The following is a 26,430-nucleotide window of genomic DNA, read 5'->3' as shown; positions in this document are numbered from 1 at the left end:
GCGTAAGTCTTAAAATTTAAGATGCACGCTGTTTTTTTGTTGTATCTATTTATAGAAAACGATTAATCTACCATTAAACGTTTAGAAGCTATTTTTTTCCCATCCACATAAAGTGTATAAAAATAAACAGCAGATTGCATATTGTCTTTGGTTAATGTAACAGAACCATCACCAAATTGAGTAATAGATATATCATATTTTTTAGTTTTTTCATAATTTAAATTGATTAGCAATTTCAAGGTAGAGCAAAAAGGAATAAGCAACAAAAAAAAACAAAAGGTCAATCGTTAAAAAGCGCAATATCATCTTTCAAATAACCAATTGACTCCCAATACACTAAATCAACATCAAAACGTTTAGACCAAAAAAAAAGGTCGCTAAAAGCGACCTTTGCATTTAAATGTATTAAAAACTAAAACAGTTTGTAACCAATACCAATACCTGCAATAAAAGGATCAATATCAACATCAGCACCAACAGTAGCTCCTAATGCAGTAGTAGCATCAACAGTAACATCTGTGTTTAACAATAGATATTTTGCATCTATGTTAATAAACCATTTGTCTGTAATATCAAAATCAAATCCTAATTGAAAAGCAAAACCAAAAGCATTATCATATTCTACCTCATCTGCTACAGGACCTGAATTTGCATCATAAAACAATGTATAATTAACACCTGCTCCAACATATGGATGTACCATTTCACTATTAAAATGATATTGTAAAGTTAAGGTTGGAGGCAATAATCTTACATCTCCTAACGGAATATCTCCAGCAGCAGTAGCTACTGCTTTTACATCGTGTTGTGTAGTTGCTAAAATTAATTCTGCCGCTATGTTTTTAGTAAAAAAATAGGTTAAATCTAATTCTGGCACATAGTCATTAGCAATAGTTACATTTCCACCAATAGCGTCTATTGTTGCAGACTCATTAGGTACTACAGCTAAAGCTCTTACTCTTAATTGAAACTTAGTAAAACTTGCATCTTCTACAGTAGTACTTTCTTGTGCGTTGGCAGCATTAAAAGCAAAAGTTGCTAATAAAGCTAATATAAATAATTTTTTCATAATTAATTGGGTTTAAATTTTAAACAAAATTAACAGTGAAAAAAGCCATAAAAGATGATAAAAATCATAGGTTGAAATTTTATTTTTTAGGCTTATATTATTTTAGAATAATACCTAAAAACCCATCTTCGTTTAAAAAAAATGAAGTAATTTTATTGATAATTTTTGATTTAAAATGAAATTAAACAAATACATAGATCACACGCTTTTAAAAGCTACAGCAACAAATGTTGATATCATTAAAACCTGTAAAGAAGCCATAACACATGATTTCTTTTCGGTTTGTGTAAACTCTTGCCATGTTGCTTTAGTAAAAGAGCAACTAAAAAACTCAGAGGTTAAAGTATGTAGTGTTATTGGTTTTCCTTTAGGAGCCATGAGTACTAAGGCTAAAGTTGCAGAAACCAAACAAGCATTACAAGATGGTGCAGATGAAATTGATATGGTTTTAAATATTGGTTATTTAAAAAGCAATGCATTTGAATTGGTTACTGAAGATATTGCTTTGGTAAAAAAGGAAATGCCCAACCATACTTTAAAAGTAATTTTAGAAACCTGTTATTTAGATGCTGAAGAAATAAAAAAAGCAAGTGCCTTAGCGATACAAGCTGGAGCAGATTTTATTAAAACGTCTACAGGCTTTGGTACAGGAGGAGCAACTATGGAAGATGTAAAACTCATGCAATCGGTTATTGCCAATGGCAAAACTAAAATAAAAGCTTCTGGAGGAATTAGAGATACAAAAACAGCTTTAGCATACATTAATCTTGGTGTAGATAGAATTGGAACCTCAAACGGTATTGCTATTGTTACAGGAATCCATACTGAAGAAGACAACTATTAACAACAAGAACTAGACATTTAATATTAAGTATATATACCAAAACAAATGAGCATACATATTGGAGCCAACAAAGGCGATATTGCAGAAACTATATTATTACCAGGAGATCCTTTACGCGCAAAATGGATTGCCGAAACTTTTTTTGAAAACCCTGTTTGCTTTAATGAAGTTAGAGGCATGCTTGGTTATACAGGAACCTATCAAGGAAAACGCATTTCTGTAATGGGAACAGGAATGGGAGTACCAAGTATTTCTATTTATGCACATGAATTAATTACACAGTTTGATGTAAAAAACCTTATACGTGTAGGTAGCGCAGGTTCTTACCAAGAACATATAAAAATTAGAGATGTAGTATTAGCAATGGCTGCCTCTTCTAACTCTGGATTAAATGAGCAGCGTTTTGGTGGTGCTGATTATGCTCCTACTGCAAATTTTGAACTTTTTAATAAAGCTATTGAAGCTGCAAAAGAAAAAAATATTCCTATTAAAGCTGGAAATATTTTTACTAGTGATGAGTTTTATGCAGATGATTTTGAATCGTATAAAAAGTGGAGCAAATTTGGTGTGCTTTGTGTAGAAATGGAAACCGCAGGCTTATATACTGTTGCTGCAAAACACAATGTAAATGCGCTTACCATTCTTACTATTTCAGACTCATTAGTAACAGGAGAAAAAACAACAAGTAAAGAAAGAGAAACTACTTTTAAAGACATGATAGAAATTGCTATAGAAATTGCCTAATTGCTTGTTTTACCAAACGCAACTATATTTATTTTACCTGTATATCTTTTAATTCTATTTTAGAAAGTAGTTGTAATTTACCATTTTCAAAAGCCTTATCCATTTCTAAAAGGCTAAGGTTTTTGTCTGTTGGTTTATAATTATTATAATCTACAAAACGCAATCCGTTAACCGTTTGCACAATATAGGCTTCGCGAAAACGCATACCTATACCAGATGCTTCTTGATAAGAATAAGCTAAATAATCTACTGTATAGCTTTCTTTATTTACCCAGTACACAAACACATCATCAAAATCTTCTCCTCCTCCATCTTCTTGAAAGGTTACTTTAATTTTATGGTAATTTTTTCCGTGAATAGCTACCTCTTCAAGTTTTGTTTTTACAACTGCTTTATCATTTAATCCGTAAGGCAATAAAGCAAAATAATGTACCGAATTTACAGAAGCCGCATACTTTACTGCCATACTATCTGCTACAGAAACTTCGGCATGATCTACATATCTTTTAAATCCTTTATTATTTAAAACATCACGAATTACAGTAACCGAATCTTGAAACTCACGTTCATATTGGTATATTTCGTTTTTTCTAACAGAAGTATACTTGATACCTCTAAAATTAAAATGTATTTCTGCATCTGTATATTTTTTTCCGCCAGCCACAGTAATAGCCTTATTTATAATAGCATCTGCTGTTTCGGTTTTTTCTGTATTACAAGCTATAAACAGAAAACTAATTACAATTAGAAGGAGTAACTTTTGCATGAAATAATTTTTTATTTAGGTTGTCGGAAAATTAATCAATTAATAACATTTTAGTACTTAATTTAATTGTGTAATTTTGGCAAACATGCAAAACACTGTAAACATAAGAAACAAAAAGGCCAAATTCGAGTATGAGATACTAGATAAGTATACTGCTGGCATTGTTTTAACTGGAACCGAAATAAAATCTATTAGAGATAGTAAAGCTTCTATTGCTGAAAGTTTTTGTGAGTTTAATGAGCAAAACGAATTGTTTGTAATAAACATGACCATTCAAGAATATGTCTATGGTAATTATTACAACCACAGACCAAAGGCAGAACGCAAGTTATTATTAAACAAACGCGAATTAAAAAAACTAGCTAAAGACGTTAACACAAAAGGATTAACAATTGTTCCGTTGCGATTATTTATAAATGAAAAAGGATTAGCTAAACTGGTTATTGCTCTTGCTAAAGGAAAAAAACTTTATGACAAAAGAGAAACTATAAAAGACAGAGATAACAAGCGTAACTTAGACAGGATTAAAAAGAATTTTTAATTTATAAACAGGTAGATTTTAAAACAGAAGAATACTAAGTATACTTCTGTTTTATTAAGTTTATATGTTCTTCTGTTTTTACCAACAGACTACCTACTAATTTTTATCTTCTAATAAAGGCACAAAACGAAACTCGCCAAATTCGTATTTTTCAAATTCCTTTTCTCCTTTTCTTATAAACAGCGTCATTGTTTGCACATCATTACCAACAGGAATCACTAAGCGTCCTCCAATAGCCAACTGACTTAATAAAGGCTTTGGCACAAAAGGAGCTCCAGCAGTTACAATAATACTAGCAAAAGGCGCTTCTTCTTTTAAACCCTTATAACCATCACCAAAAATGAGTTTTTTAGGTCTATATCCTAATTTAGGCAAAAACTTACTTGTTTTTTTAAAGAGCTCTTGTTGTCTTTCAATACTATATACTTTTGCTCCTAACTCACATAAAACAGCTGTTTGGTAACCACTTCCTGTTCCTATTTCTAAAACTTTATCAGAAGGTTTTACTTGTAATAATTCAGATTGAAAAGCAACAGTATAAGGTTGCGAAATAGTTTGATCTGCTGCAATAGGAAATGCTTTATCTTGATACGCATGATCTAAAAAGCTTGAATCCATGAACAAATGTCTTGGTATTTTTCTAATTGCTGCTAGAACTTGTTTATCTTGTATTCCCTTGATAACTAGAACATCTACTAGTTTTTGTCTTAATCCTTGGTGTTTAAAAGTATCTTTCAAAAATGAGTTAGTTTAGAATGCTAAAATTAAACAAACATTTTTAAGACAAGTAAAAAAACGGCAAAAAAAAAGCATCAAATTATAACCACTTGATGCTTCGTATTTTATTAAATGAAGGATTAATTAGATACAATTATTTTAAATGTAGTAACATCTTTTTTACCAACCAAGGCAATCATTTCTTTGGCTTTTTCAAGAGATGTAGCGTAACCTGAAGCTTTTCCGTAGTTACTTTCTACTTCCCATAAATACATATCTTTTTTATAGCTATTCTTATAAGAATGCAACTTTTCTTGTAAATATTTTTTTTGTATTTCTTGATTTCCGTTACTTGCTGAAATAGTAGTGGCAATAAAAAATACTGCGCTTAATGTTAGGATTAATTTTTTCATGATATTATAGAATTAAAGTGAAACAAAATGTGCTCTTATAAGTAGTACATTATATTTACGAAGCGCTCATTAACAATAGATTTCGTACAATTCACAAACTTGCGTTAAAAACGCGTTAAGAGAATCTTAAAAGGAATTCCTTTAAAAAGTTCCCTAATAAATAACAATAAAAAAATTAAAAATCTTATTTTTGTTAAAAACGTAAAAGTATGCTAAAAGCAGGTGTTCTTGGTGCTGGTCATCTAGGGAAAATTCATTTAAGATTACTTAATCAATCTGAAAAATATAACCTCGTTGGTTTCTATGATGCTAACGAAGAAAACGCAAAAAAAGTAGCTGAAGAATTTGGCTACACTTATTTTAACTCTATTGAAAAACTTATAGAAGCTGTAGATGTTGTAGACATTGTAACGCCTACGCTTTCGCACTACGACTGTGCTAGACAAGCCATAGCAAAAGGCAAACATATTTTTATTGAAAAACCAATAACCAATACTGTTGAAGAAGCCGAAACCATAAGAACCTTAGTTGCAGAACATGGTGTTAAAGGGCAAGTTGGTCATGTAGAACGCTTTAATCCTGCTTTTATAGCAGTTAAAGATATGTTAGACAAGCCAATGTTTATAGAAACACATAGACTTGCAGAATTTAATCCTCGTGGTACAGATGTTCCTGTGGTTTTAGATTTAATGATTCACGATATAGACATTATTTTAAGCGTTGTACAATCTAAAGTAAAGCATGTTAGCGCAAGTGGTGTATCTGTAATTAGTGATACGCCAGATATAGCCAATGCACGAATAGAATTTGTAAACGGTTGTGTTGCTAACTTAACAGCAAGTAGAATTTCTTTAAAAAACATGCGAAAATCACGTTTCTTTCAACGTGATGCCTATGTGTCTGTTGATTTCTTAGAAAAGAAATGTGAGGTTGTTAAAATGAAAGACGCTCCTGAAAACCCTGGAGACTTTGATATGATTTTACAAAACGCAGAAGGCGTTAAAAAACAAATCTATTTTGACAATCCTGAAATAGCAGGAAACAACGCTATTCTTGACGAGTTAGAGTCTTTTGCAAAAGCCATTAATACCAACACCAAACCAATAGTTACACTTCACGATGGTACAGAAGCCTTACGTGTTGCCAATATGATTATTGATCAGTTTTAAACAATAATCACAACGTTTGCTCTTCGCTTCTACTATAGAAGAAAACCAATTTTGATTTCGTTAGTAAAAGAAATCAAAAAAAAGAAGAGTGTATAATTAAAGATAAATAGTTTTCCATTTTTATGGAAATAAAAAAACAACAGGTTTTCGCTTTCGCGGAAAAGAAAAATATATTTTTTATGAAAAACATAGCAGTAATTGGAGCAGGAACCATGGGAAATGGTATTGCACATACCTTTGCTCAATCTGGATTTAATGTACAACTAATAGATATTAGCGAAGCTTCTTTAGAAAGAGGAATAGCCACCATTTCTAAAAACTTAGACAGAATGGTTGCTAAAGAAAAAATTACCGAAGCTGACAAAGCAAATACCTTAGGAAACATTACTACATTTACTAACATAGAAGAAGGTGTTAAAAATGTAGAACTGGTTGTAGAAGCTGCTACAGAAAATGTAGAATTAAAACTTAATATTTTTAAGCAATTAGATAAAGCTTGTGCTGCAGATACTATTTTAGCATCTAATACCTCTTCTATTTCTATTACACAAATAGCAGCAGTAACCAACAGACCAGAAAAGGTAATTGGTATGCATTTTATGAATCCTGTACCAATCATGAAATTGGTAGAAATTATTAGAGGTTACAATACAAGTGATGCAGTTACCAATACCATCATGGCGCTTTCTAAAGAATTAGGAAAAACACCAACCGAAGTAAATGACTACCCAGGATTTGTTGCTAACCGTATTTTAATGCCTATGCTAAACGAGGCTATTGAAACTTTATACAATGGTGTTGCTGGTGTTCAAGAAATTGATACCGTTATGAAATTAGGTATGGCGCATCCTATGGGTCCATTACAATTAGCCGATTTTATTGGATTAGATATTTGTCTTTCTATATTAAATGTAATGTATGACGGATTTAAAAACCCAAAATACGCTCCTTGTCCTTTATTAGTAAACATGGTAAGAGCAGGAAAACTAGGTGTAAAATCTGGTGAAGGTTTTTATGATTACTCTGAAAGCAAAAAAGCTGAGAAAGTTTCGAAGCAGTTTGTTAAGTAAAATAGTGGTCAGTGGTCAGTGGTCAGTGGTCAGTAAGTTTTAAAGAATAAAGGTTTATTGAAAATTAAAAGATGTTAAGGTTTCAAGATTTATTGGCTTATAAAAAAGGATTTGCGTTAGCAATGAATATTTATAACCTTTCAAAATCTTTTCCAAAAGAGGAAACATATTCGTTAACAGATCAAGTTAGAAGATCTTCAAGAAGTGTATGTGCAAATCTAGCGGAAGCCTATAGAAAAAGGCGTTACCCAAAACATTTTATTAGCAAACTTTCAGATAGTGATGCAGAGAATTCTGAAACACAAACATGGCTAGAGTTTTCATTTGCTTGTGCATATATTGACCAAGAAACTTTTGATGATTTAACAGCAAAAAGTATTGAAGTCGGTAAATTAATTAACTATATGATTCAAAATCCAAATAAATTTGGTTCGAAGTAACAAACTATTGTTTACTGACCACTGAATACTGATGACTACATTTTATGCCAAAAATAATTCCGTTTAAAGCAGTACGTCCAACAAGAGACAAAGTAAGTTTAGTAGCCTCACGCTCCTACCAAACTTACACACAAGCTGAACGTGAAGCACGACTAGACTACAACCCTTTTTCCTTTTTGCATATTGTAAATCCTGGTTATAAATACGCGCATGAAATTACTGGCGAAGAACGCTATACGCTAGTAAAAAACAGGTATTTAGAATTTAAAGAAGACCATATTTTTGTTCAAGACAAAAAACCTAGTTACTACATTTATAAAATTGTAGATAGAGAAAAGCAAGTTTTTCATGGTATTGTAGCTGCTGCTAGTGCAGAAGATTATGAAAAAGACATCATAAAAAAACACGAAGACACTCTAGAAAATAGAGAAACTGTTTTTAAAGATTATTTAAAAACAGTTGGTTTTAACGCAGAGCCTGTACTACTAACCTATCCTGACAATACCATTATTGCTTCTATTTTAAAAAACACTGAAAAGGAACGTGCAGAATTTGAATTTACTACCACGTATAGAGACACGCATTACCTTTGGAAAATACAAGACGAAGCAACCATTAAAACCATTGCCGAAGAATTTAATAAAATGAAAACCATTTATATAGCAGATGGGCATCATCGTTCTTCTTCTTCCTATTTGTTGTGTAAAGATTTAAAAAAGAACAACCCTAAACACAATGGCACAGAGCCTTATAACTTTTTTATGAGTTTTTTAATTCCAGAATCCGAATTGCGAATTCATGAATTTAATCGCTTAATAAAAGATTTAAACGGTTTAAGCAAAGAAGCTTTTTTAATTAAATTAGACACTGTTTTTAGAATAGAAAACAGAGGAGAAATACCATATAAACCAAGCAAAAAACATCATTTTAGCATGTATTTAGATGGCGAGTTTTATTCCTTATATTTACGAAAAACCCGTTATACATTTAAAAATGCACTAGATGCTCTTGATGCGCAGTTATTGTACACTACTATTTTACAACCTATTTTAGGAATTAACGATTTAAGAAACGACAACCGAATTAAATATCTTAACGGAAAAAAAGATATTATAAATTTAAAAAGCATGATAGATAGTGGTGAATATGCTGTAGGTTTCGGAATGGTTCCTGTTAACATTAATGAAATGAAAAAAATTGCTGACGACGGATTAAAAATGCCTCCAAAAAGCACATACATTGAACCAAAACTACGAAGCGGAGTAACCATTTATGAATTTTAAACTAAAGGCTATAGCTAAAAGTAAATAAGGTAGTACTTGCCATTTTAAGAAACATCTAGCTGTCTATAAAAAAGAAACAAACCAATGAGCATAACAAAAAACCTGCAAGACATACAAGAACAACTACCAGAAAACGTAACCCTTGTTGCTGTTTCTAAAACCAAACCTGTTAGCGATATCATGCAAGCCTACAAAGCTGGACAACGCATATTTGGCGAAAACAAGATTCAGGATATGGTAGATAAGTATGAAGAAATGCCAAAAGACATTCAATGGCATATGATAGGTCATGTACAACGCAATAAAGTAAAATATATAGCAAGTTTTGTGACTTTAATTCATGGTGTAGAAAATTTTAAAACGCTAAAAGAAATAAACAAACAAGCTGCAAAACACGATCGAATAATTGATTGTTTGTTACAAATTAAAATTGCTTCAGAAGACACTAAATTTGGAATGTCTGCCAATGAAGCTTCCGAGATTTTACAATCAGAAGCCTTTTCAGAATTAAAAAATGTGAATGTGGTTGGTGTTATGGGAATGGCTACTTTTACAGAAGATCAAGAACAAATTAAAAGAGAATTTAGCTTTTTAAAAAATACTTTTGAAGACTTAAAATCACAGCAAACTACAAATAGCAACCTACAAGTAATTAGTATGGGAATGAGTGGTGATTTTAAATTAGCAATACAATGTGGTAGCACTATGGTTCGCGTTGGAAGTAGTATCTTTGGTGTTAGAGGTTAAAGAAACAAATTATTGAATTTCATTTATGTACCACACCACGTATATAAAAAGGAACACCTATAAAACTTTAACTTTTTCTAATAAAGAACCAATAAAAATGTTAGTTTAGACAATTAAAACTAGAAAAGCGAAAACAAATTCACGTTTAGTTTTAACTATAAATTTTTAACTGTATTGTACACAATAGTAGACATAGAAACCACTGGAGGTAAATATAATGAAGAAGGCATCACAGAAATTGCTATTTATAAATATGATGGTCATGAAGTAGTAGACCAATTTATAAGCCTAATTAATCCAGAACGAGAAATACAACCATTTGTAGTTAACCTAACTGGAATAAACAGTAACATGCTACGCAATGCTCCTAAGTTTTATGAAGTAGCAAAACGCATAGTAGAAATTACTGAAGACACCATTCTTGTTGCGCACAATGCAAAATTTGATTATCGTATTTTACGAACAGAATTTAGAAGACTAGGCTTTGAGTTTAAACGTAAAACTTTGTGTACTGTAGAGCTTTCTAAAGATTTAATTCCAGATCAACCTTCCTACAGTTTAGGTAAACTTACTAGAGCCTTAGGTATTCCTGTTGCAGACAGACATAGAGCTGCAGGAGATGCTTTTGCTACTGTAAAGCTCTTTAAAATGTTATTAGATAAAGACTTGAAAAAAAACATTATTCAAGAATCTATAAAACAAGAGCCTAAAAACCAAGTAGAGTCTAAACTATTAAATATTATTGAGAGCTTGCCAGCCATTACTGGAGTATATTATATGCACAAAGCAGATGGTGAAATTATTTATATTGGTAAAAGTAAAAACATAAGAAAACGCATTAATCAGCATTTTACAAGTACCACGCATAAGTCTAAAAAAATGCAACTACAAGTTACTGCAGTAACCTATGAAGCTTGTGGTAGTGAACTTGTTGCTTTATTAAAAGAAAGCGAAGCTATTAAACAAAACAAACCTATTTACAACAGAGCCTTAAGAAAAACCGTTTTCACGCATGGCTTGTATAGTTTTACAGACAAAAATGGCTATATCCATTTAAAAATTGAAAAAGTGGATGGTAAAAAGAAACCTATAACCACTTTTAGCAATAGACAAAGCGCTAGAAGCTTTATGTTTAATCGCGTAGAAGAATACAATCTATGCCAAAAACTTACAGGTTTATACGATACAAAAACAAGTTGTTTTAATTATACGGTAAAATCTTGCGAAGGTGCTTGTGTACTAGAAGAACCTGCAGAAAGCTACAACCAACGCGTACAACAACTTATAGACAAAAACTCCTTTATTAATGAAAACATGGTTATTATTGACAGAGGGCGTGAGGTAGATGAGCGTGCTGCAATACTCATTCAAAATGGAGTTTTTAAAGGTATTGGTTTTTATAATTTAAACTATCAAATAAATAACATTGAAGTGTTGCAATCTATAATTACGCCAATGCAAAATAACAAAGACACGCAACACATTATAAAAACCTATTTAAGACGCAATAAAAAACTAAAGGTCATAAATCTAGATTAAATGATAAAAAACTACCTACTGCTTTTATTTCTATTTACATCAATACTTACCTCACAAGCACAACAATTTAATTCTAACAATATTTCTATTTCTAGAAGCGACCTAGAAACTAATGTTTATGAAAAAGACTCTACTGCTAATGCTCTAGTTTTGTATGAATATGGTAAGAGCTATGTTAATAACCAGTCTTTTAAATTAACCCATGAGTTTAAACAAAAACTAAAAATACTAAACAGAAAAGGTTTTGACCAAGCAACCATTTTAGTCTATCTCTATAACTCTAAAAACAAAAAAGAAAAAATTAGTAATATAAATGCTACCACGCATAATTTAATAGATGGTAGAATTACTAGAACCAAACTTAAAGAAAGCGAGATTTATACAGAAAAGTATAACGAAAACTACACGCTTGTAAAGTTTACATTGCCCAATATTCAAGAAGGTTCTGTTATTACGTATAGCTACAGAGTAACCTTACCTTTTGTTTACAAATACAAAAGTTGGGAGTTTCAAGGAGATATTCCTAAATTATATAGCGAATACAACACGAGCATTCCTGGTAACTACAACTATAACATTAAACTGGTTGGTAAAAACCAATTATTTAAAAATGAGGCAGAAGTAAAAAAATCGTGCTTAGAGGTTGGTCTTGGTGGCTCTGCAGATTGTACAGAATCTATTTATGTCATGAAAGATATTCCTGCTTTTATTGAGGAAGACTATATGACTACTAGAGATAATTACTTATCTAGAATAGAATATGAATTAAAGGTCTTTCAAGGTTTTGATGGTGTCATTGATAATATTACAAAAACTTGGGAAACCACAGATAAAGAGATTAAAGCAAACAACAGCATTGGTAAACAATTAAATAAAAACATAAAAAAAGAAGCTCTTTTATCGCAATCTACTTTAAATGAAAAAGATGCCTTAAAAAAAGCAGAACTTATTTATAAAAACATACAAGAAAATTACACTTGGAATGGCAACTATCAAATTTTTAAAGATGTTTCTGTAAAAGACTTGATAGACAAAAAATCTGGTAGTGTCTCTGAAATAAATATACTATTACACAACCTACTTAATGCATCTGGTATTGCTGTAAAACCTATTCTGCTTTCTACAAGAAATAATGGTTTACCTACAACTATTTACCCTGTAATTTCTGATTTTAATTACCTAGTAGTACAAGCAACTATAGACAACAAAACTTATTTATTAGATGCTACAAACAAATACTTACACTTTGGGCAACTTCCTTTTAAATGCTTAAACCAATACGGAAGACTTTTAGATTTTAAAAATGGTAGTGAATGGATAGATATTAACAGTTCTGTAGTATCTAACACCAGATACAAGGTCGATCTTGTTTTAGATAAAGATGAAAATATAAACGGAAAGGTGGACTTTACTACTGCAGGATATCATGCATTACCCGAAAAAGAATCCTATTTTTCTAATGCTTCGCAACATGAAAATTACTTAACAGAAAATAATGAAAACATTACCATTTCTGATTATGCTGCCGAAACCCAAGAAATAAATAGTTTAGACTTTAAAGAACATTTTAATATAAACTATACCACAGAAAAAATTGGCGACTTTTTATATGTAAATCCTTTTCTGTTTACATTTTTTGAAGAAAACCCATTTAAACTTCAAGAACGATCTTATCCAATAGATTTTGGCTACAAAAGTGGTTTTATGTATTACTACAAAATACATATAGATGATGCGTTTGAAATTATAGAAACACCAAAAAGCATTAACCTAAATTTACCCGATAACGCAGGAAAACTGCTATGCACCACTTCGGTTAAAAACAATGAAATTGTTGTATTTTTTAAACTAAGCTTTAACAAAGAAATATATGTAAAAGAATATTATCCGTATATGAAAGAATTAATGAATCATGTTGTTAATTTGCAAAAAAACACTACTATAGTGTTAAAAAGAAAGTAATTAAACTCTTTTCACTATTTTTGATACATGCCTGAAGCAAAACCAAAATCTAACTGGAAACTTAAAGTTCATGAAGTTATTTATGAAGCAGATACTCCTGCAGGTAAGTTTTTTGACATTGTTTTACTAATAGCCATTATAGCTAGTATATTATTGGTTATGCTAGAGAGTATAGAATCTTTAGACAGTAAATACCATACCTTCTTTAATGTTTCAGAATGGGTAATCACCATCTTATTCTCAATAGAATATATTTTACGTATTATTTCTGTTAAACAACCACTTAAATATGTAACTAGTTTTTATGGTATTATAGACTTACTTTCTACCATACCTAAATACTTATCCTTAATTTTTGTAGGTACACATGCCTTAGTTGCTTTTAGAGCTATTAGGCTGTTACGTATTTTTAGAGTTTTAAAACTGGTACGTTTTTTATCTGCATCTAACCATTTAGTTTCTGCACTAAGAGCAAGTAGAGCCAAAATATCTGTCTTTATGCTTGCCGTACTTATTATCACGATTATTTTAGGGACAGTTATGTACCTAATAGAAGGTAAAGAACACGGTTTTGACAATATACCAAAAAGTGTTTATTGGTGTATAGTAACGCTTACTACAGTAGGATTTGGAGACATAACACCACAAACACCACTAGGTCAAATTATAGCTTCGTTGATTATGATTATGGGTTATGGTATTATAGCTGTACCAACAGGAATTGTTACCGCAGAATATTCTAAAAAGGAAAAAGAAACAGAAAATGAGGATGCGCATGCTATTTCACCTTTACCAAAACATCCTGATGAAATAGATGTTAATTCACAAACTTGCTCTAATTGTTTAAACACAAAACATAAAGACAAAGCCAAATATTGTGATCAATGTGGTTACAAATTATAAATAGAATAATAGATTCCTAAAACCAAAAGCTATTACCACTACAAACAACACCAAGTATTTACTTTCTATTGTTGGTCCTACAGCCATAGGAAAAACATCGTTAAGCATTAAACTTGCCAATTATTTTAATACCGAAATAATTTCAGCAGATTCTAGGCAGTTCTTTAAAGAAATGCAAATTGGTACTGCTGCTCCTACTCCATCAGAATTGGCGGCAGCACCACATCATTTTATTCATCATAAATCTATTGAAGAAACGTATAATGTTGGTGCTTTTGAAAAAGATGCTCTAAAAAAACTAAATACGCTATTTAAAACACATGACGTTGTTATTATGGTTGGTGGCTCTGGCTTGTATGTAGATGCGGTTACAAAGGGATTAGATCACTTTCCTGATGTAGATAAAAGCATTAGAGAAAAACTAAATGCTCAACTAGAAAACGAAGGTCTAGAGGTACTTCAAAACATACTAAAAGTATTAGACGAAGAAACCTATAATACTATTGCTTTAAAAAATCCGCAACGTGTTATTCGCGCATTAGAGATTTGTATTGGTACCCAAAAGCCATATTCTTCGTTTTTAAATAAAAACAAAAACAACAGACCGTTTACAACCATTACTATAGGCTTAACTGCAGAGCGTGAAATTATTTATAACAGAATAAATAAGCGTGTAGACATCATGATGCAAGAAGGTTTACTAGACGAAGTACAAAAGCTACTTCCTTATAAAAATTTAAACGCTTTAAATACAGTTGGTTATAAAGAAATATTTAATTATTTTAGTAAAGAATGGACTTTAGATTTTGCTATTAGCGAAATAAAAAAGAATTCTAGAAGATTTGCTAAACGACAGCTTACTTGGTTTAAAAGAAATGAAAACACCTTGTGGTTTGATTATTTAACAGATTTAGAAACAATACTAAAAAAAATAAACCATGAAATTAATAAAGAGTAATACATACCTACTTTTAGTTTTTATTTCTTTTATCTTTTTTTCTTGTACTAAAAAAGACACAAAAAACCCTCTTATTAATTACGAAGCACAAAACGAGCTGCTTTTTATTGAAACCATGCAAACACACTTAGATGCTGTTAGCAATAAAGATTTAACCACATTAAAAAGCACATTGTCTCCTAACGGAAACATGCAACTCATTCTACCCAAAACCGAAATTACCAATACAGTTGACGAATTTATAAAATATCATAAAAACTGGTTTGCTATAGAAACTCCTTGGACTTTTGATACCAAAATATTAGATACTAAAATTGGAAAAGAATTTGGAATTGCAATAACCGAAATAACTTACAAAGAGCCAGATCGTGATGGCAAACCTTACTTTAATAGAATGTATGTAAGTTATGCTCTTCAAAAAATAGATAATACATGGTATGTAATTAAAGATCATGCAAGTTCTATAGAAAAATCTACAGACAAACCATAAAAAAGAGCAAGTTCTACTAACGCTAGCATTGGTTAATTAGAGTAAATCTATAGGCATAAACACGTCTTAAAACAAAAAAAGAAATTGACTTTATAAAAAAAAACTACAGAAGATTTATAATAATCAATTGGCTGTAATGTAAAACAACATTCAAGAAAACAAACAAAATGACACAATCTGAACTCATAATTTTAAACTTTACAGAGATTAGGAGAAGAAGTATAAAACTCTGGAATGGACTCCCTGAGGAATATTACAATTGGAAACCTGACGAAAAAGCAATGTCTGCCATAGAAATGATTAGACATGTTTTGGAAGCCGATTATGGGTGGAATATAATAATCAATAAAGGGAATATGACCAATTATCAAACACCATGGCAAAACAGGCCATTTATTAGTGTTTCTGACGAACTTGAATTTGCTAAACCTTATAGGAATACTTTTTTAGAAAGCGTTCGTCAATTTTCGGATAGAGAATTAAACGAAACAGAAATCATTCACCCAGGAAATGGAGAGAAAAAAAATCTCAGAAAATATTTATTACGAATTGGGTATCATGAATCTGTGCACGCTGGACATTTCCTTTCCTATTTAAGAGCAATGAAGATTGATCGTCCAGAGATATGGGATTAGAGAATAAAAAAAAACACCCAACAATAGATATATACTAAAAAGGAATTGTTTTTAAACATAAAAATTCCAGATGCATTGGTTACACCAAATACAACTGGAATTTTATCAACACTAACTATTACTATTAAGCTTCTGTATTAACAACTAATCTAAAGCCTTCGCCATGAATATTAAGTATTTCTACTTTATCATCTAGCTTTAAATATTTACGTAGTTTAGCAATATACACATCCATACTTCTAGAGGTGAAATAATTATCATCTCTCCATATTTTTGTTAATGCTAATTCTCTAGGCATTAAATCATTTTCATGTAATGCCAATAAACGTAGAAGTTCATTTTCTTTAGGCGATAATTTTACCTGATTTCCATCTTTATACGTTAAAAAACGCAGTTTAGAGTTTAAATCAAATCCGCCAATTTTAAATTCAAATTGCTTACTATCTGCAACAGAATCAGATGCTTTACGTTGTATAATAGCTTTAATTTTCATTAATAGCACTTCGCTATCAAATGGTTTATTTAAATAATCATCTGCACCTACTTTATACCCTTTAAGCACATCTTCTTTCATTGCTTTTGCAGTTAAGAAAATAATAGGCACTTCTGCATTTTTTTCGCGTATTTCTTTTGCTAATGTAAAGCCATCTTTATAAGGCATCATTACGTCTAAGATACATAAATCAAAATCGTCTTTTTTAAATTTTTCAAAGCCTTCCATACCATTTTTGGCATGTGTAACTTCGTAATCATTCATCATTAAATAATCTTTTAAAACGGTTCCAAAATTTGGGTCGTCTTCTACTAATAATATCCTTTTTTGTTGTTCATTCATAGCTTTATGATATTAGTGGAAGTCTTATTGTAAAAGTACTTCCTTTTTCTTTTTCACTTTCTACAGATATATAACCTTGATGGTCTTCTACCATTCTTTTTACATAAGCAAGTCCTAAACCATGGCCTTTTACGTTATGTATATTTCCTGTGTGTTCTCTATAAAATTTTTCAAAAACACGTTTTTGAGCTACTTTGCTCATACCACTTCCGTGGTCTTTTATTTTTAATAAAATATTTTCTCCTACATTTTCTGTAGATACTTCTATTTCTGGTGCTCCTGGAGAATACTTAATGGCATTATCCAGAATATTTACTATAACATTAGTAAAATGAGTATCATTTGCTAAGACCGAAGTTTTCTCTGCACTTAAATTTGTTTTTAAGTATCCCTTCTTATCTTCAATAATTAACTCTACATGTGTCATCGCATCTTCTATTAGGTCGTGCAAGTCTACATTTTCCTTACTAATATTTAATTCATTTTTTTCAAGTTTAGATATTCTAAGCACATTTTCCACCTGTGCATGCATGCGTTTGTTCTCTTCTTTTATCATATTAAGATAACGCAACACCTTGGTTTTATCTTCTATAATTTTAGGGTTTTTAATAGCGTCTAAAGCCAGGTTAATAGTAGCAATAGGAGTTTTAAACTCATGCGTCATATTGTTAATAAAATCTGTTTTAATTTCAGAGATTTTACGTTGCTTAAAAAGCTGTAATAAAGCACTTGCATATGCTAAAATTATAATGGAAGTAAATACCACAGATAATAGCATCATGGTAATTATAGACGACCAAATAAATTTATTGTGTTCTGGAAAATTGACGAGTAACCTATAATTATTCGCGTTTAATTCGTTTTCAAAAATAGGAACACTAAAGGTGGATGCATTTTGTAACTCAAAAGATTCACTTTGCACTTTTGTTGCTAGATCATTATCATAAATTGCAAATTGAAAATCGATATTAATATTATCTTCATTTAGCTGTTTTTTTAATAATCTATTAATTTCTTTGCTTAAAACTCTTTGATGAATAGGCAATCTACTTGCCATGATTCTAAACGATTTTTCGAAATTAATTTTTTCTGCTTCTGTAAGTCTTCCGGAGTTAGAAATACTTAAAACAGGATTCATATTTAACTCTTTAGAACCTGTTGAATTAGTGTATATCTTTGTTTCAGAATTGCTTAATATTTTCTGAATATTTATGCTGTCTCTATCTAAACCTATATCAAAGAACGCTGAAGACAAGGTGTAATTTTCTTCAAAAATGCCACTTTTATACACTATTGTCTCATTAGTGTTTTGATTTTGCTGTACTATAAATAAGTTTTTTATGGCAACCGTATCTGCTTGCTTTTGCTGTTCTGCAAGCTGTTGATACATGGTATAATACTTATCTAGCTCTTTATTTTCTATTGCTGCAGTAGTATAAGTTAATGCTTTTTTTACATTAAAGTTAAACTGCTCTTTTTTATTATCTACAGAGTTTTTTATGTAATATGCTTGTACAGAAATAATTCCTATAAGCGATAAACTCATTAAAATAATTAGTAAGACGAATAGTTTTTTGCTCATCTGGTCAAAATTAACATTTTAACATTTAGCTATTATAGCTTTTAACCTTACATTAACAAAAATGTTAAAATTATAGACTTGCTATATCCTCAAGTATACTATTATGCGTTTTCTGCACCTGAACTATGGTGTCTTCTAGAATATCATTATAAATAACAAATTGCGAGCGTTCTATTTTTTTTTGGTCTGGCCATTGGTTATTCATAATTGCTTCAATTTTAGCAACTGTAGTAACATCTCTTTTTAATAAACGTTCTTTTCTGGTTTCTATTGCTGCGGTTACTGTTATAACATAATCGCATTGCTTGTAACTTCCGTTTTCAAACAAGATGGCTACTTCTTTAATAATATATGGTGCGTCTTGTTTTTTTAACCAGTTTTTAAAATGATCTGCTACTTTAGGATGCACAATAGCATTCATTTTTTGCAAAAGCGCTTCGTTATTAAAAATAAGTTTTGCTAAATATGGCCTGTTTAATTCTTGGTCTTTATACGCTTCTTCACCAAAAAGTGCTACCAATTCTCTTTGAATAGTTTTAGAGCTATTCATGAGTTTTTTAGCTTCGTCATCTGCTATATAAATAGGTACACCAAGTTTACTAAACTCTTTTGCTACTGTAGTTTTTCCACTTCCTATTCCTCCTGTAAGACCTACTATTTTCATATGCTATTATTTAAATACGTTGGTATAATATAAGAAACGTATCTCTTTTTTTCTAGTCTTATTATGGTTTATTCTGTGATAATAAACTCTACAAACTCTTGTTTAATTTTGAAGTATTTTGCTGTTTCTGGCATTTTTTCAAGCTCAGGAACTAATCTTGTTTGCCCTTTAACTAGTTTACTATAATCACAAACCACTTTAAAATCTTTTGGTTTAATGCTATTAAAGTTAGCCAAACTGGTATAATAAGAAACGTTTACTTTTTTAGGAAAGTATTTTAAATGCACACCTATTGGTACATTTATAATATGCACAGTAATAGGTAAGGTCCCTTCTGTATATTTTTCTACTTGGACTTTAAAACCAACTTTTTTAACAGAGAACTTTAAATCTTTTTGAAATTTTTGAATTTTTAAATTTGCGGTTTTAGATATGTTTTGCTTTACGTTGTTTAAAACAACAGTATCGGTTTCTATTTCATCAATAGTATCTAAAATAGCTTTAGCTCCTATAATTTTAACCGAATCTGGCTCTACCTTAATAGCTCCTGTTACATTATATCCTGGACTATAACTAATTTTAGAGAGCAGCTTTACAGGAACTTTTTTAACCGCATTTACATCATAAGCAAACCACAAACTATCTGGTACAATATTTACTAATTCTATGTTTTTACTAAACTGGCTATGCAAATTAGCAAAGGCTTTATTTTTATTCCACACATAAGCAGAATCTGTTTTATCAATATTTTTAGCAAAATCTATATTTATTTCTGGCTTTGCAAAATGGTACTGTAATAAATTAAAACCAAAGGTTTTTAAGGTAATTTCTAATACTTGACTAGTATCATTTAATATTACCTCTTCTTCAGGCACATGTATTTTATTAATAGTAAAAACAAAGGTATTGGTATAACTTTTAGATAGTTTAGTAAGTAATAAAATGATAAATGCTAGCGCTAAAAACAATAAAAATATATTTATTTTTTTTGTTTTTACAAATGATAAGATTTCAGATTTAATTTTATTTATCATTAATTTTTAAAAAATAATTCTGGAAATTGTACTTCTGGATTTTTATTTAAAAACCCTACTACTATTGTTGCTTTTAAAAAACCATAACCATACCCAAAAAACTGAATACAAATTGCAAACATAGCCTGTATTGCTATACCTATATTTTTTGTTTTTAATATAGCTAAAACAAATGCTAAAACAAAGTACAAAGCATATACATATAATAGTATTTTAAAATTAAACAAAGTTAAAAGTATAGCTAAAATAAGTCCTAAACTAAAAAGACTAGGAAACCAATAGGTTATTTTTTTTGTTTGTGGATGCCAAGAATTAAGTATAGGTCTTACCATACCAAATTTAAAAACTTGTTTGTAAAATTTTGACCAAGAAATTCTTCTTTTATGATATACAAATGCTTTAGGTATAAGCTTTGTTTTATAGCCTAGGTTCCATAATCGAATAGATAAATCTGGATCTTCACCAGGATGTATACTACCAAAACCTTTTGTTTTTAAAAATGCTTCTTTAGAAATACCCATATTAAAGCTTCTTGGCTGAAAGGTATTTACGCTATTTTTATTTCCTCTAATACCTCCTGTAGTTATAAAAGAAGTCATGGCAAAATTTATAGCTTTTTGAAGGTTTGTAAAAGATTTATCTGCAGCATCAGGACCACCAAAACAATCTACATATTCCTTTTCTAAACTATTAACAACTTCCTCTAAATAATTAGCAGGTAAAATGCAATCGCTATCTAGAATAATAAAGTAGTTTCCGGTTGCTTGTTGCATACCAAAGTTTCTAGAGTCACCAGGTCCTGAATTTGGTTTATAGTAATATGCAATATTAAGTTGGTCTTTATACGCACTTACAACCTCTTTTGCGCTTATTGTAGAGCCATCTTCAACAATAACAATTTGATACTTTAGCGTTGTATTTAGCCCTGTAAAGCTATGTAGTAACTCTTCTATTTCTTGAGGTCTGTTATATACTGGTATGATGAATGAAAATTCTAATTGCATAACACAAATGTAGGTGTTACACATAAAAAAAGCCACCTAAAAGGTGGCTTTTTACAATTATTAAAAGAGTGATTATTTCTTAATTACTTTTACTGTTTCTGTTGCGTCACCAATAGTTACTTTAACAAAGTAAGCACCAGCTTGTAAAGCAGACATATTAACCTCTGTATTTACTGCATTAGGCGCAGTACGTAATACTTCTTGCCCTAACATATTGTAAACAGCTATGTTTTCTATATCTTTTTGTGCTTTTAAAGTTAAGTTATCATTCACTGGATTTGGATAGTAATTGAATGACTCAAAAGTATTATCAGCTACACTAAGAGATGTTGGTGACCATGCACAAATGCTAAATTCATCTTCATCATAACCATATTCCCAAACTCTTACATATATAACATCTCCTTCAGTTAAACCTACTAACTCAATCATTGAGTAAAGTCCATCACCACCATCATCATTACAGTCAATTTCCACTAAGGCACCTACTGTACCTGAATAAACAGCCATAACAGAATCGCCAAAAACAGAACCGTCTACAGAAGATATTTCAATATTTACCTCTCCCGTTACAGGAACTGTTACACTAAACCATACATCTGTACCAGGAGTAGAACCACAATCAGCATCTGCTTCAATAGAAGTTGTAGCTCCTGCTGTAGAAGCAGTAACTTGTGTTTCGCAAAGTGTATCTCCAACAGAAAGAGCGATAGCTCCTGAAGCATCATCATTTGCAGGAGCAGGTGTCATAGTTGTAAAAGAATAAGGTCCTGTCCAATCACTAGCATCTCCACCACAATCAGCTTGCACATAGTACTCATAAGTTGTAGAAGGTGTTAATGCTGTTAGAGATAAAGGATTACTAGTAGCACCTGTAATCAATGTACCTGTACCTTGCGTTAATGGAGCTACTCCCCATTCAATATTCCACATTGTAGCAGTTCCATTTTCAACCCAACTAAGGTCTGCTGTTGTTTCTGCAACATTTGTAGCTGTTAAACCTGTTGGAAATGGGCATGTTGGTAATTCTGTAAATGCTACATTATCAATAGCTATATCTCCTGCATAAGAATCTGCTCTAGTAGCTCTAAATGTAATACTAACAGTTTGCCCTGCATACGAAGACAAATCAATTACAGCTAAATCCCATGGAGTTACTGCATCTGCTTGTTGCTCTCCACTTAAAGACCATACATTAGTAGTACCATTTACAAGTACATCTAATGTTCCTATAGCACTACCATACATATGGTAATTAAACATTAATGTTGGCGTTGCAAGAGCTGCTAAATCTACTAAAGGAGATACTAAGTCTGTAACATCTCCAGCACTTCCACTCGTTGCTTCTACATAGAAATAATTTCCTGTAGTAATCGATGGGTCTGGACCCGTTGAACCTGAACCTACATCTGTCCCTGGAGCAGATTCCCAGTAGTATGATCCACCCGTTGCAGACCAGCAGTTTTCCTCTACGAAAGCAGAAGTTTGCGTTGTAAAAGTTTCAAAATCTTCAATATACTCTGCAGTAATTGCATCACATTCTGTAGTAAAAGTAAAAGGACCAACCCATTCTGAAGTACCATCAACACCACAATCTGCTCTTACATAAAAATCATATGCCGTTACAGCTGTTAGTGACATTGCTGTATACGGGTTTGTAACTCCATTTGCAGTTGGATTTCCTGTAGCTGTTGCACCACTATCCACTATTTCAATATCCCATGCAGTAGCAGTTCCATTTTCTGTCCAACTTAAATCTGCTGTTGTATCTGTTATATTACCAGCTGTTAACATACTAGGGTCTAAACACGCTGGCGGAGTTTGAGATGCAATTGTAGGAGAACCTATACACCATCCCCATTTCCAAGCATCATCATCGTCATACGAAAAGCGATATTGAAAGCCTGATAATTGTGTTGCTGTATATCCTGAAATATCAAAAACAGCACTTGTATACGCTTCTACATTTGCACAAGTTTGAAAATCTGTGTTTGTAGAGTTTCCAGTAAACGTTTCTAATACAGACCAAGTCATTGCATCTGCATCATACACCTCGATTGCCAAAACTTCTCCGGTTAATGCTCTATAAACAATATCTCCACTAACAGTAATCCATGTTTCTCCTGCATCACGTGCAGCAGTTAAATCAATAATTGGTGATGTAAGCTGAAGATCATCATTAGACGATGAGCCTGCAGCATCATCATCAAAACTAAATGTTGCATCTCCTACTGTAGGGTCTGATAATAATGCACTAACATTATAGGTTCCTGTAAGTGTCCAATCTGAATTAGGCCAAGAAGCACCTTGGTTCAGTGTTTGCGCATAAGAACTCAAAGCTGAAGCTAAAATGCTGAAAATTAAAAATAGGGTAGTTTTTTTCATGTTTAATCAATTTTTATTAGGGAATTATTAATATAAACGCTAAAACTAATAATAATAATTAAAGTAAAATGTTAAAATTACATATTATAGATAAAAAAATGTAAAATACCGATAAAGCGTTATATTTAGCATAATACCACGTTTTATCAAAAGAAAAACATAAAGCAATGACAAACAACTCGTTAGCTTTACTAAAGTCAGTTTAAGATTACATTTTTAGTAAAAGGTTTAAATAATTACAAAATATTAGGTGTAAAAAAAAAGCCACCTAAAAGGTGGCTTTTTACTATTATGAATAAGAGTTATTATTTCTTAATTACTTTTACTGTTTCTGTTGCGTTACCAATAGTTACTTTAACAAAGTAAGCACCTGCTTGTAAAGCAGACATATTAACCTCTGTATTTACCGCATTAGGAGCAGTACGTAATACTTCTTGCCCTAACATATTATACACAGCTATATTTTCAATATCTTTTTGAGCAGTTAACGTTAAGTTATTATTTACCGGATTTGGAAAATAACTAAACAAATCATTGAAAGCTATATCTTGCACAGATAATGGCTCACAACCAATCATAGCTTCCCATCCAGCCAATTGAGTTGTACCATCAGAAGTAAAAGTAAAGGTTAAACAACCTGAAGCATCAGAAGATGTTATTACTTCTCCTGTTAAATCTGCTGTACCATCATTAACTCCTTGCCAACAAAAACCTTCAGTTCCAGCACCTAAACCTAAACTTGCTGGAGTAATTGGTGTAGCTGTTTCATCTGCACCATCATAAATAAATAAACTATCCCAACAGGTATCCTCAGCACGACCTTCTACTAGAAAACTTGTAAAAGCGACACTTACTGCATCACCAGAAGCATCAGGACAAATAGTTATTGTATAATTTTCATTATTAGAATAGCTTGAAGCTGATCCACCAGTATCGTAGAAGTTACCTCCACACTCTGGTGGTGCCGTAGTTGTAGTAAAACTAAAAGGACCAGCCCAAGCACTTGTATCTCCACCACCACAGNCATCTACACCATCGGTTATAGACACCCATTTTTCACTTGTATAACTACCTCCTGAGGTAGTAATATTAATTATGGATTGTGCATTAGCTTGCAAAAAAAAGGCAAACATTGCAAAAAATAATAAAGTAGTTTTTTTCATGTAAAATTAATTTTTATTAAAATATTATTAATGTAATGTCTAAAACTATTAATAATAATTAAAGTAAAAAGCAAAAAGAATACATAATAGACAAAACACATAAAACACCGATAAACTGCTTTTTTTACTATAAAAACATGTTTTTTGTAAGAAAAAAAACCTAAATAAATGATATTCAACCTACTAGAGAGAATAAAATCAATTTTACATTACATCGTAGTAAAATAATTATATAATTACAAAATATTAAGCATAAAAAAAGCCACCTAAAAAGGTGGCTTTTAAAATATTTAAAAAGAGCTAAAAAATTAGTTCTTAATTACTTTTACTGTTTTTGTTGCGTTACCAATAGTCACTTTAACAAAGTAAGCACCTGCTTGTAAGTTAGACATATCAACATCTGTATTTACCGCATTAGGAGCAGTACGTAGAACTTCTTGCCCTAACATATTATAAATAGCTATGTTATTAATCTCTTTAGCACCTCTTAAAGACAATACATTATTTACAGGATTAGGAAAATAAGTAAATCCTGTTAACCCATAATCTTCTAAACTTAATGGAGTACATGCTACAGTTGCTTCCCATCCTTCTCTAGTAAGTGAGCTATCTGAAGTAAATACAAAAGTTAAACACCCTGACCCATCTGTAGATGTAATGGTCATTCCTTGTAAATCACCAGTACCTGAAGGAGTTGCATCATCTCTATCCCAACACCAAATATCTCCTGTAGTAGGACTAATGATTGGATATGTATTATCTGGACCATCATAAATGGTTAGACCATCCCAACAATCCGTACTACCATTATTTTCTGTACTAAAGAATGTAAAGGTTACATTTACAGCATCACCTGGTACGTCTGGACAAATTGTTGTAGTTTCATTTGTGCTACTAGCATAATCTGAACTCACTCCACCGTTATCATAGAAATTACCACCACAAGCTGGAGGAGGAGGTGATGTTGTAAAACTAAAAGGACCAGCCCAAGCACTTGTTTCTCCACCACAATCTGCTTGCACATAATATTCATATTCTGTATCAGCTGTTAAACCGGTTAAAGCATGAGGATTGGTAGTAGTACCCATTACCATGGTACCTGCTCCTTGAGTTAATGGAGCAGTTCCCCATTCTATATTCCAAGTAGTAGCACCTCCTTCTTCCGTCCATGTTAAATCTGCTGTAGTTTCTGCAATATTTGATACTGTTAGCCCGGAAGGAACTGGACATGAAGGCGTTGGCTTAATACAAAATTCTAATACACCTTCATCATTACTACTGTAATCCCAATATCTTAAATACACTGTTGTTCCAGGAGTTAATCCATCAAATGTTTTTTCTGATCCAGAGCTATTACAAACTACAGGATCTAAAGGCGTTAAAGCACCACAAGAACCTGTGTATACCTCAACAATAGAACTATATCCAGGAGTCACAATATCATCATAAATAAATCCTCCTGACGCAGGTACA

Annotated in this window: 27 protein-coding genes; 14 read left to right on the top strand and 13 right to left on the bottom strand. The window is 31.4% G+C overall.

What is annotated here, in order from left to right:
- Positions 1 to 62 precede the first annotated feature (62 nt).
- Complete coding sequence (locus ACFSSB_RS00135; protein ID WP_379899703.1) at positions 63 to 239, bottom strand: hypothetical protein; 177 nt, start codon at positions 237 to 239, stop codon at positions 63 to 65.
- 173 nt (positions 240 to 412) lie between these two features.
- Positions 413 to 1,069: an OmpW/AlkL family protein gene (locus ACFSSB_RS00130; protein WP_379899701.1), complete on the bottom strand. Its 657-nt coding sequence runs from the start codon at positions 1,067 to 1,069 to the stop codon at positions 413 to 415.
- A gap of 175 nt (positions 1,070 to 1,244) precedes the next feature.
- Between ACFSSB_RS00130 and deoC the strand changes: the two genes are divergently transcribed.
- Together deoC and deoD are read left to right on the top strand one after the other, a co-directional pair.
- Positions 1,245 to 1,913, top strand: coding sequence for a deoxyribose-phosphate aldolase (deoC, locus tag ACFSSB_RS00125; protein ID WP_379899699.1), 669 nt, complete (start codon positions 1,245 to 1,247; stop codon positions 1,911 to 1,913).
- 45 nt (positions 1,914 to 1,958) lie between these two features.
- Positions 1,959 to 2,657: a purine-nucleoside phosphorylase gene (gene deoD, locus ACFSSB_RS00120; RefSeq protein WP_379899697.1), complete on the top strand. Its 699-nt coding sequence runs from the start codon at positions 1,959 to 1,961 to the stop codon at positions 2,655 to 2,657.
- 28 nt (positions 2,658 to 2,685) lie between these two features.
- On the opposite strand, the gene ACFSSB_RS00115 is transcribed toward deoD, so the two are convergent.
- On the bottom strand, positions 2,686 to 3,423 hold the full coding sequence (locus tag ACFSSB_RS00115) for a DUF6503 family protein (protein WP_379899695.1): 738 nt from the start codon (positions 3,421 to 3,423) through the stop codon (positions 2,686 to 2,688).
- 85 nt (positions 3,424 to 3,508) lie between these two features.
- Between ACFSSB_RS00115 and smpB the strand changes: the two genes are divergently transcribed.
- Positions 3,509 to 3,964, top strand: a complete 456-nt coding sequence (smpB, locus tag ACFSSB_RS00110; RefSeq protein WP_379899693.1) for an SsrA-binding protein SmpB — start codon at positions 3,509 to 3,511, stop codon at positions 3,962 to 3,964.
- A gap of 96 nt (positions 3,965 to 4,060) precedes the next feature.
- Here smpB and ACFSSB_RS00105 read toward each other — a convergent pair whose 3' ends face one another.
- Positions 4,061 to 4,702 carry a protein-L-isoaspartate(D-aspartate) O-methyltransferase gene (locus ACFSSB_RS00105; protein ID WP_379899690.1) on the bottom strand — a complete coding sequence of 214 codons (642 nt, stop codon included), beginning with the start codon at positions 4,700 to 4,702 and terminating at the stop codon, positions 4,061 to 4,063.
- Positions 4,703 to 4,821: 119 nt separating this feature from the next.
- Complete coding sequence (locus tag ACFSSB_RS00100) at positions 4,822 to 5,094, bottom strand: hypothetical protein (RefSeq protein WP_379899688.1); 273 nt, start codon at positions 5,092 to 5,094, stop codon at positions 4,822 to 4,824.
- Positions 5,095 to 5,303: 209 nt separating this feature from the next.
- Between ACFSSB_RS00100 and ACFSSB_RS00095 the strand changes: the two genes are divergently transcribed.
- The 11 genes from ACFSSB_RS00095 to ACFSSB_RS00045 all read left to right on the top strand — a co-directional run bounded on the left by ACFSSB_RS00095 (position 5,304) and on the right by ACFSSB_RS00045 (position 16,290).
- Positions 5,304 to 6,263, top strand: a complete 960-nt coding sequence (locus tag ACFSSB_RS00095) for a Gfo/Idh/MocA family protein (RefSeq protein ID WP_379899686.1) — start codon at positions 5,304 to 5,306, stop codon at positions 6,261 to 6,263.
- Between the two features lie 179 nt (positions 6,264 to 6,442).
- On the top strand, positions 6,443 to 7,333 hold the full coding sequence (locus tag ACFSSB_RS00090) for a 3-hydroxybutyryl-CoA dehydrogenase (RefSeq protein ID WP_379899684.1): 891 nt from the start codon (positions 6,443 to 6,445) through the stop codon (positions 7,331 to 7,333).
- A gap of 71 nt (positions 7,334 to 7,404) precedes the next feature.
- Positions 7,405 to 7,773, top strand: a complete 369-nt coding sequence (locus ACFSSB_RS00085; RefSeq protein ID WP_379899681.1) for a four helix bundle protein — start codon at positions 7,405 to 7,407, stop codon at positions 7,771 to 7,773.
- A gap of 44 nt (positions 7,774 to 7,817) precedes the next feature.
- Positions 7,818 to 9,056: a DUF1015 domain-containing protein gene (locus ACFSSB_RS00080; protein WP_379899678.1), complete on the top strand. Its 1,239-nt coding sequence runs from the start codon at positions 7,818 to 7,820 to the stop codon at positions 9,054 to 9,056.
- Positions 9,057 to 9,140: 84 nt separating this feature from the next.
- Complete coding sequence (locus tag ACFSSB_RS00075; RefSeq protein WP_379899676.1) at positions 9,141 to 9,803, top strand: YggS family pyridoxal phosphate-dependent enzyme; 663 nt, start codon at positions 9,141 to 9,143, stop codon at positions 9,801 to 9,803.
- Positions 9,804 to 9,977: 174 nt separating this feature from the next.
- The gene (locus tag ACFSSB_RS00070) at positions 9,978 to 11,342 is read left to right on the top strand and encodes an exonuclease domain-containing protein (protein ID WP_379899674.1); all 1,365 of its coding nucleotides are present in this window, start codon (positions 9,978 to 9,980) and stop codon (positions 11,340 to 11,342) included.
- Positions 11,343 to 13,304, top strand: a complete 1,962-nt coding sequence (locus tag ACFSSB_RS00065; RefSeq protein WP_379899672.1) for a DUF3857 domain-containing protein — start codon at positions 11,343 to 11,345, stop codon at positions 13,302 to 13,304.
- A 27-nt stretch (positions 13,305 to 13,331) separates the two neighbouring features.
- The gene (locus ACFSSB_RS00060; RefSeq protein ID WP_379899670.1) at positions 13,332 to 14,207 is read left to right on the top strand and encodes an ion transporter; all 876 of its coding nucleotides are present in this window, start codon (positions 13,332 to 13,334) and stop codon (positions 14,205 to 14,207) included.
- Between the two features lie 31 nt (positions 14,208 to 14,238).
- A complete protein-coding gene (gene miaA / locus ACFSSB_RS00055) occupies positions 14,239 to 15,165 on the top strand; it encodes a tRNA (adenosine(37)-N6)-dimethylallyltransferase MiaA (RefSeq protein WP_379900335.1) in 927 nt (308 codons plus the stop codon).
- A complete protein-coding gene (locus ACFSSB_RS00050) occupies positions 15,146 to 15,655 on the top strand; it encodes a YybH family protein (protein ID WP_379899668.1) in 510 nt (169 codons plus the stop codon). Before miaA ends, ACFSSB_RS00050 begins: the two co-directional genes overlap by 20 nt.
- Before the next feature lie 167 nt (positions 15,656 to 15,822).
- The gene (locus tag ACFSSB_RS00045; protein WP_379899666.1) at positions 15,823 to 16,290 is read left to right on the top strand and encodes a DinB family protein; all 468 of its coding nucleotides are present in this window, start codon (positions 15,823 to 15,825) and stop codon (positions 16,288 to 16,290) included.
- Positions 16,291 to 16,414: 124 nt separating this feature from the next.
- Here ACFSSB_RS00045 and ACFSSB_RS00040 read toward each other — a convergent pair whose 3' ends face one another.
- The 8 genes from ACFSSB_RS00040 to ACFSSB_RS00005 all read right to left on the bottom strand — a co-directional run.
- Complete coding sequence (locus ACFSSB_RS00040) at positions 16,415 to 17,125, bottom strand: response regulator transcription factor (RefSeq protein WP_379899664.1); 711 nt, start codon at positions 17,123 to 17,125, stop codon at positions 16,415 to 16,417.
- A gap of 4 nt (positions 17,126 to 17,129) precedes the next feature.
- On the bottom strand, positions 17,130 to 18,707 hold the full coding sequence (locus ACFSSB_RS00035; protein WP_379899662.1) for a sensor histidine kinase: 1,578 nt from the start codon (positions 18,705 to 18,707) through the stop codon (positions 17,130 to 17,132).
- Positions 18,708 to 18,777: 70 nt separating this feature from the next.
- A complete protein-coding gene (gene coaE, locus ACFSSB_RS00030; protein ID WP_379899660.1) occupies positions 18,778 to 19,371 on the bottom strand; it encodes a dephospho-CoA kinase in 594 nt (197 codons plus the stop codon).
- A 68-nt stretch (positions 19,372 to 19,439) separates the two neighbouring features.
- Positions 19,440 to 20,405, bottom strand: coding sequence for a CdaR family protein (locus ACFSSB_RS00025; protein WP_379899658.1), 966 nt, complete (start codon positions 20,403 to 20,405; stop codon positions 19,440 to 19,442).
- Positions 20,405 to 21,409: a glycosyltransferase gene (locus ACFSSB_RS00020; RefSeq protein ID WP_379899656.1), complete on the bottom strand. Its 1,005-nt coding sequence runs from the start codon at positions 21,407 to 21,409 to the stop codon at positions 20,405 to 20,407. Before ACFSSB_RS00020 ends, ACFSSB_RS00025 begins: the two co-directional genes overlap by 1 nt.
- A 72-nt stretch (positions 21,410 to 21,481) precedes the next feature.
- Positions 21,482 to 23,794, bottom strand: coding sequence for a T9SS type A sorting domain-containing protein (locus ACFSSB_RS00015; RefSeq protein ID WP_379899654.1), 2,313 nt, complete (start codon positions 23,792 to 23,794; stop codon positions 21,482 to 21,484).
- Positions 23,795 to 24,099: 305 nt separating this feature from the next.
- Positions 24,100 to 24,372 carry a T9SS type A sorting domain-containing protein gene (locus ACFSSB_RS16005; protein ID WP_449274554.1) on the bottom strand — a complete coding sequence of 91 codons (273 nt, stop codon included), beginning with the start codon at positions 24,370 to 24,372 and terminating at the stop codon, positions 24,100 to 24,102.
- Between the two features lie 893 nt (positions 24,373 to 25,265).
- A partial coding sequence (locus ACFSSB_RS00005) for a T9SS type A sorting domain-containing protein (protein WP_379899650.1) occupies positions 25,266 to 26,430 on the bottom strand: 1,165 nt, incomplete at its 5' end.

Source organism: Lacinutrix gracilariae (assembly GCF_042684485.1).
Classification (GTDB): Bacteria; Bacteroidota; Bacteroidia; order Flavobacteriales; family Flavobacteriaceae; genus Oceanihabitans; species Oceanihabitans gracilariae.
Note: the sequence above shows the minus strand (reverse complement) of the source record. Positions and strands in the feature narration are given on the sequence as shown.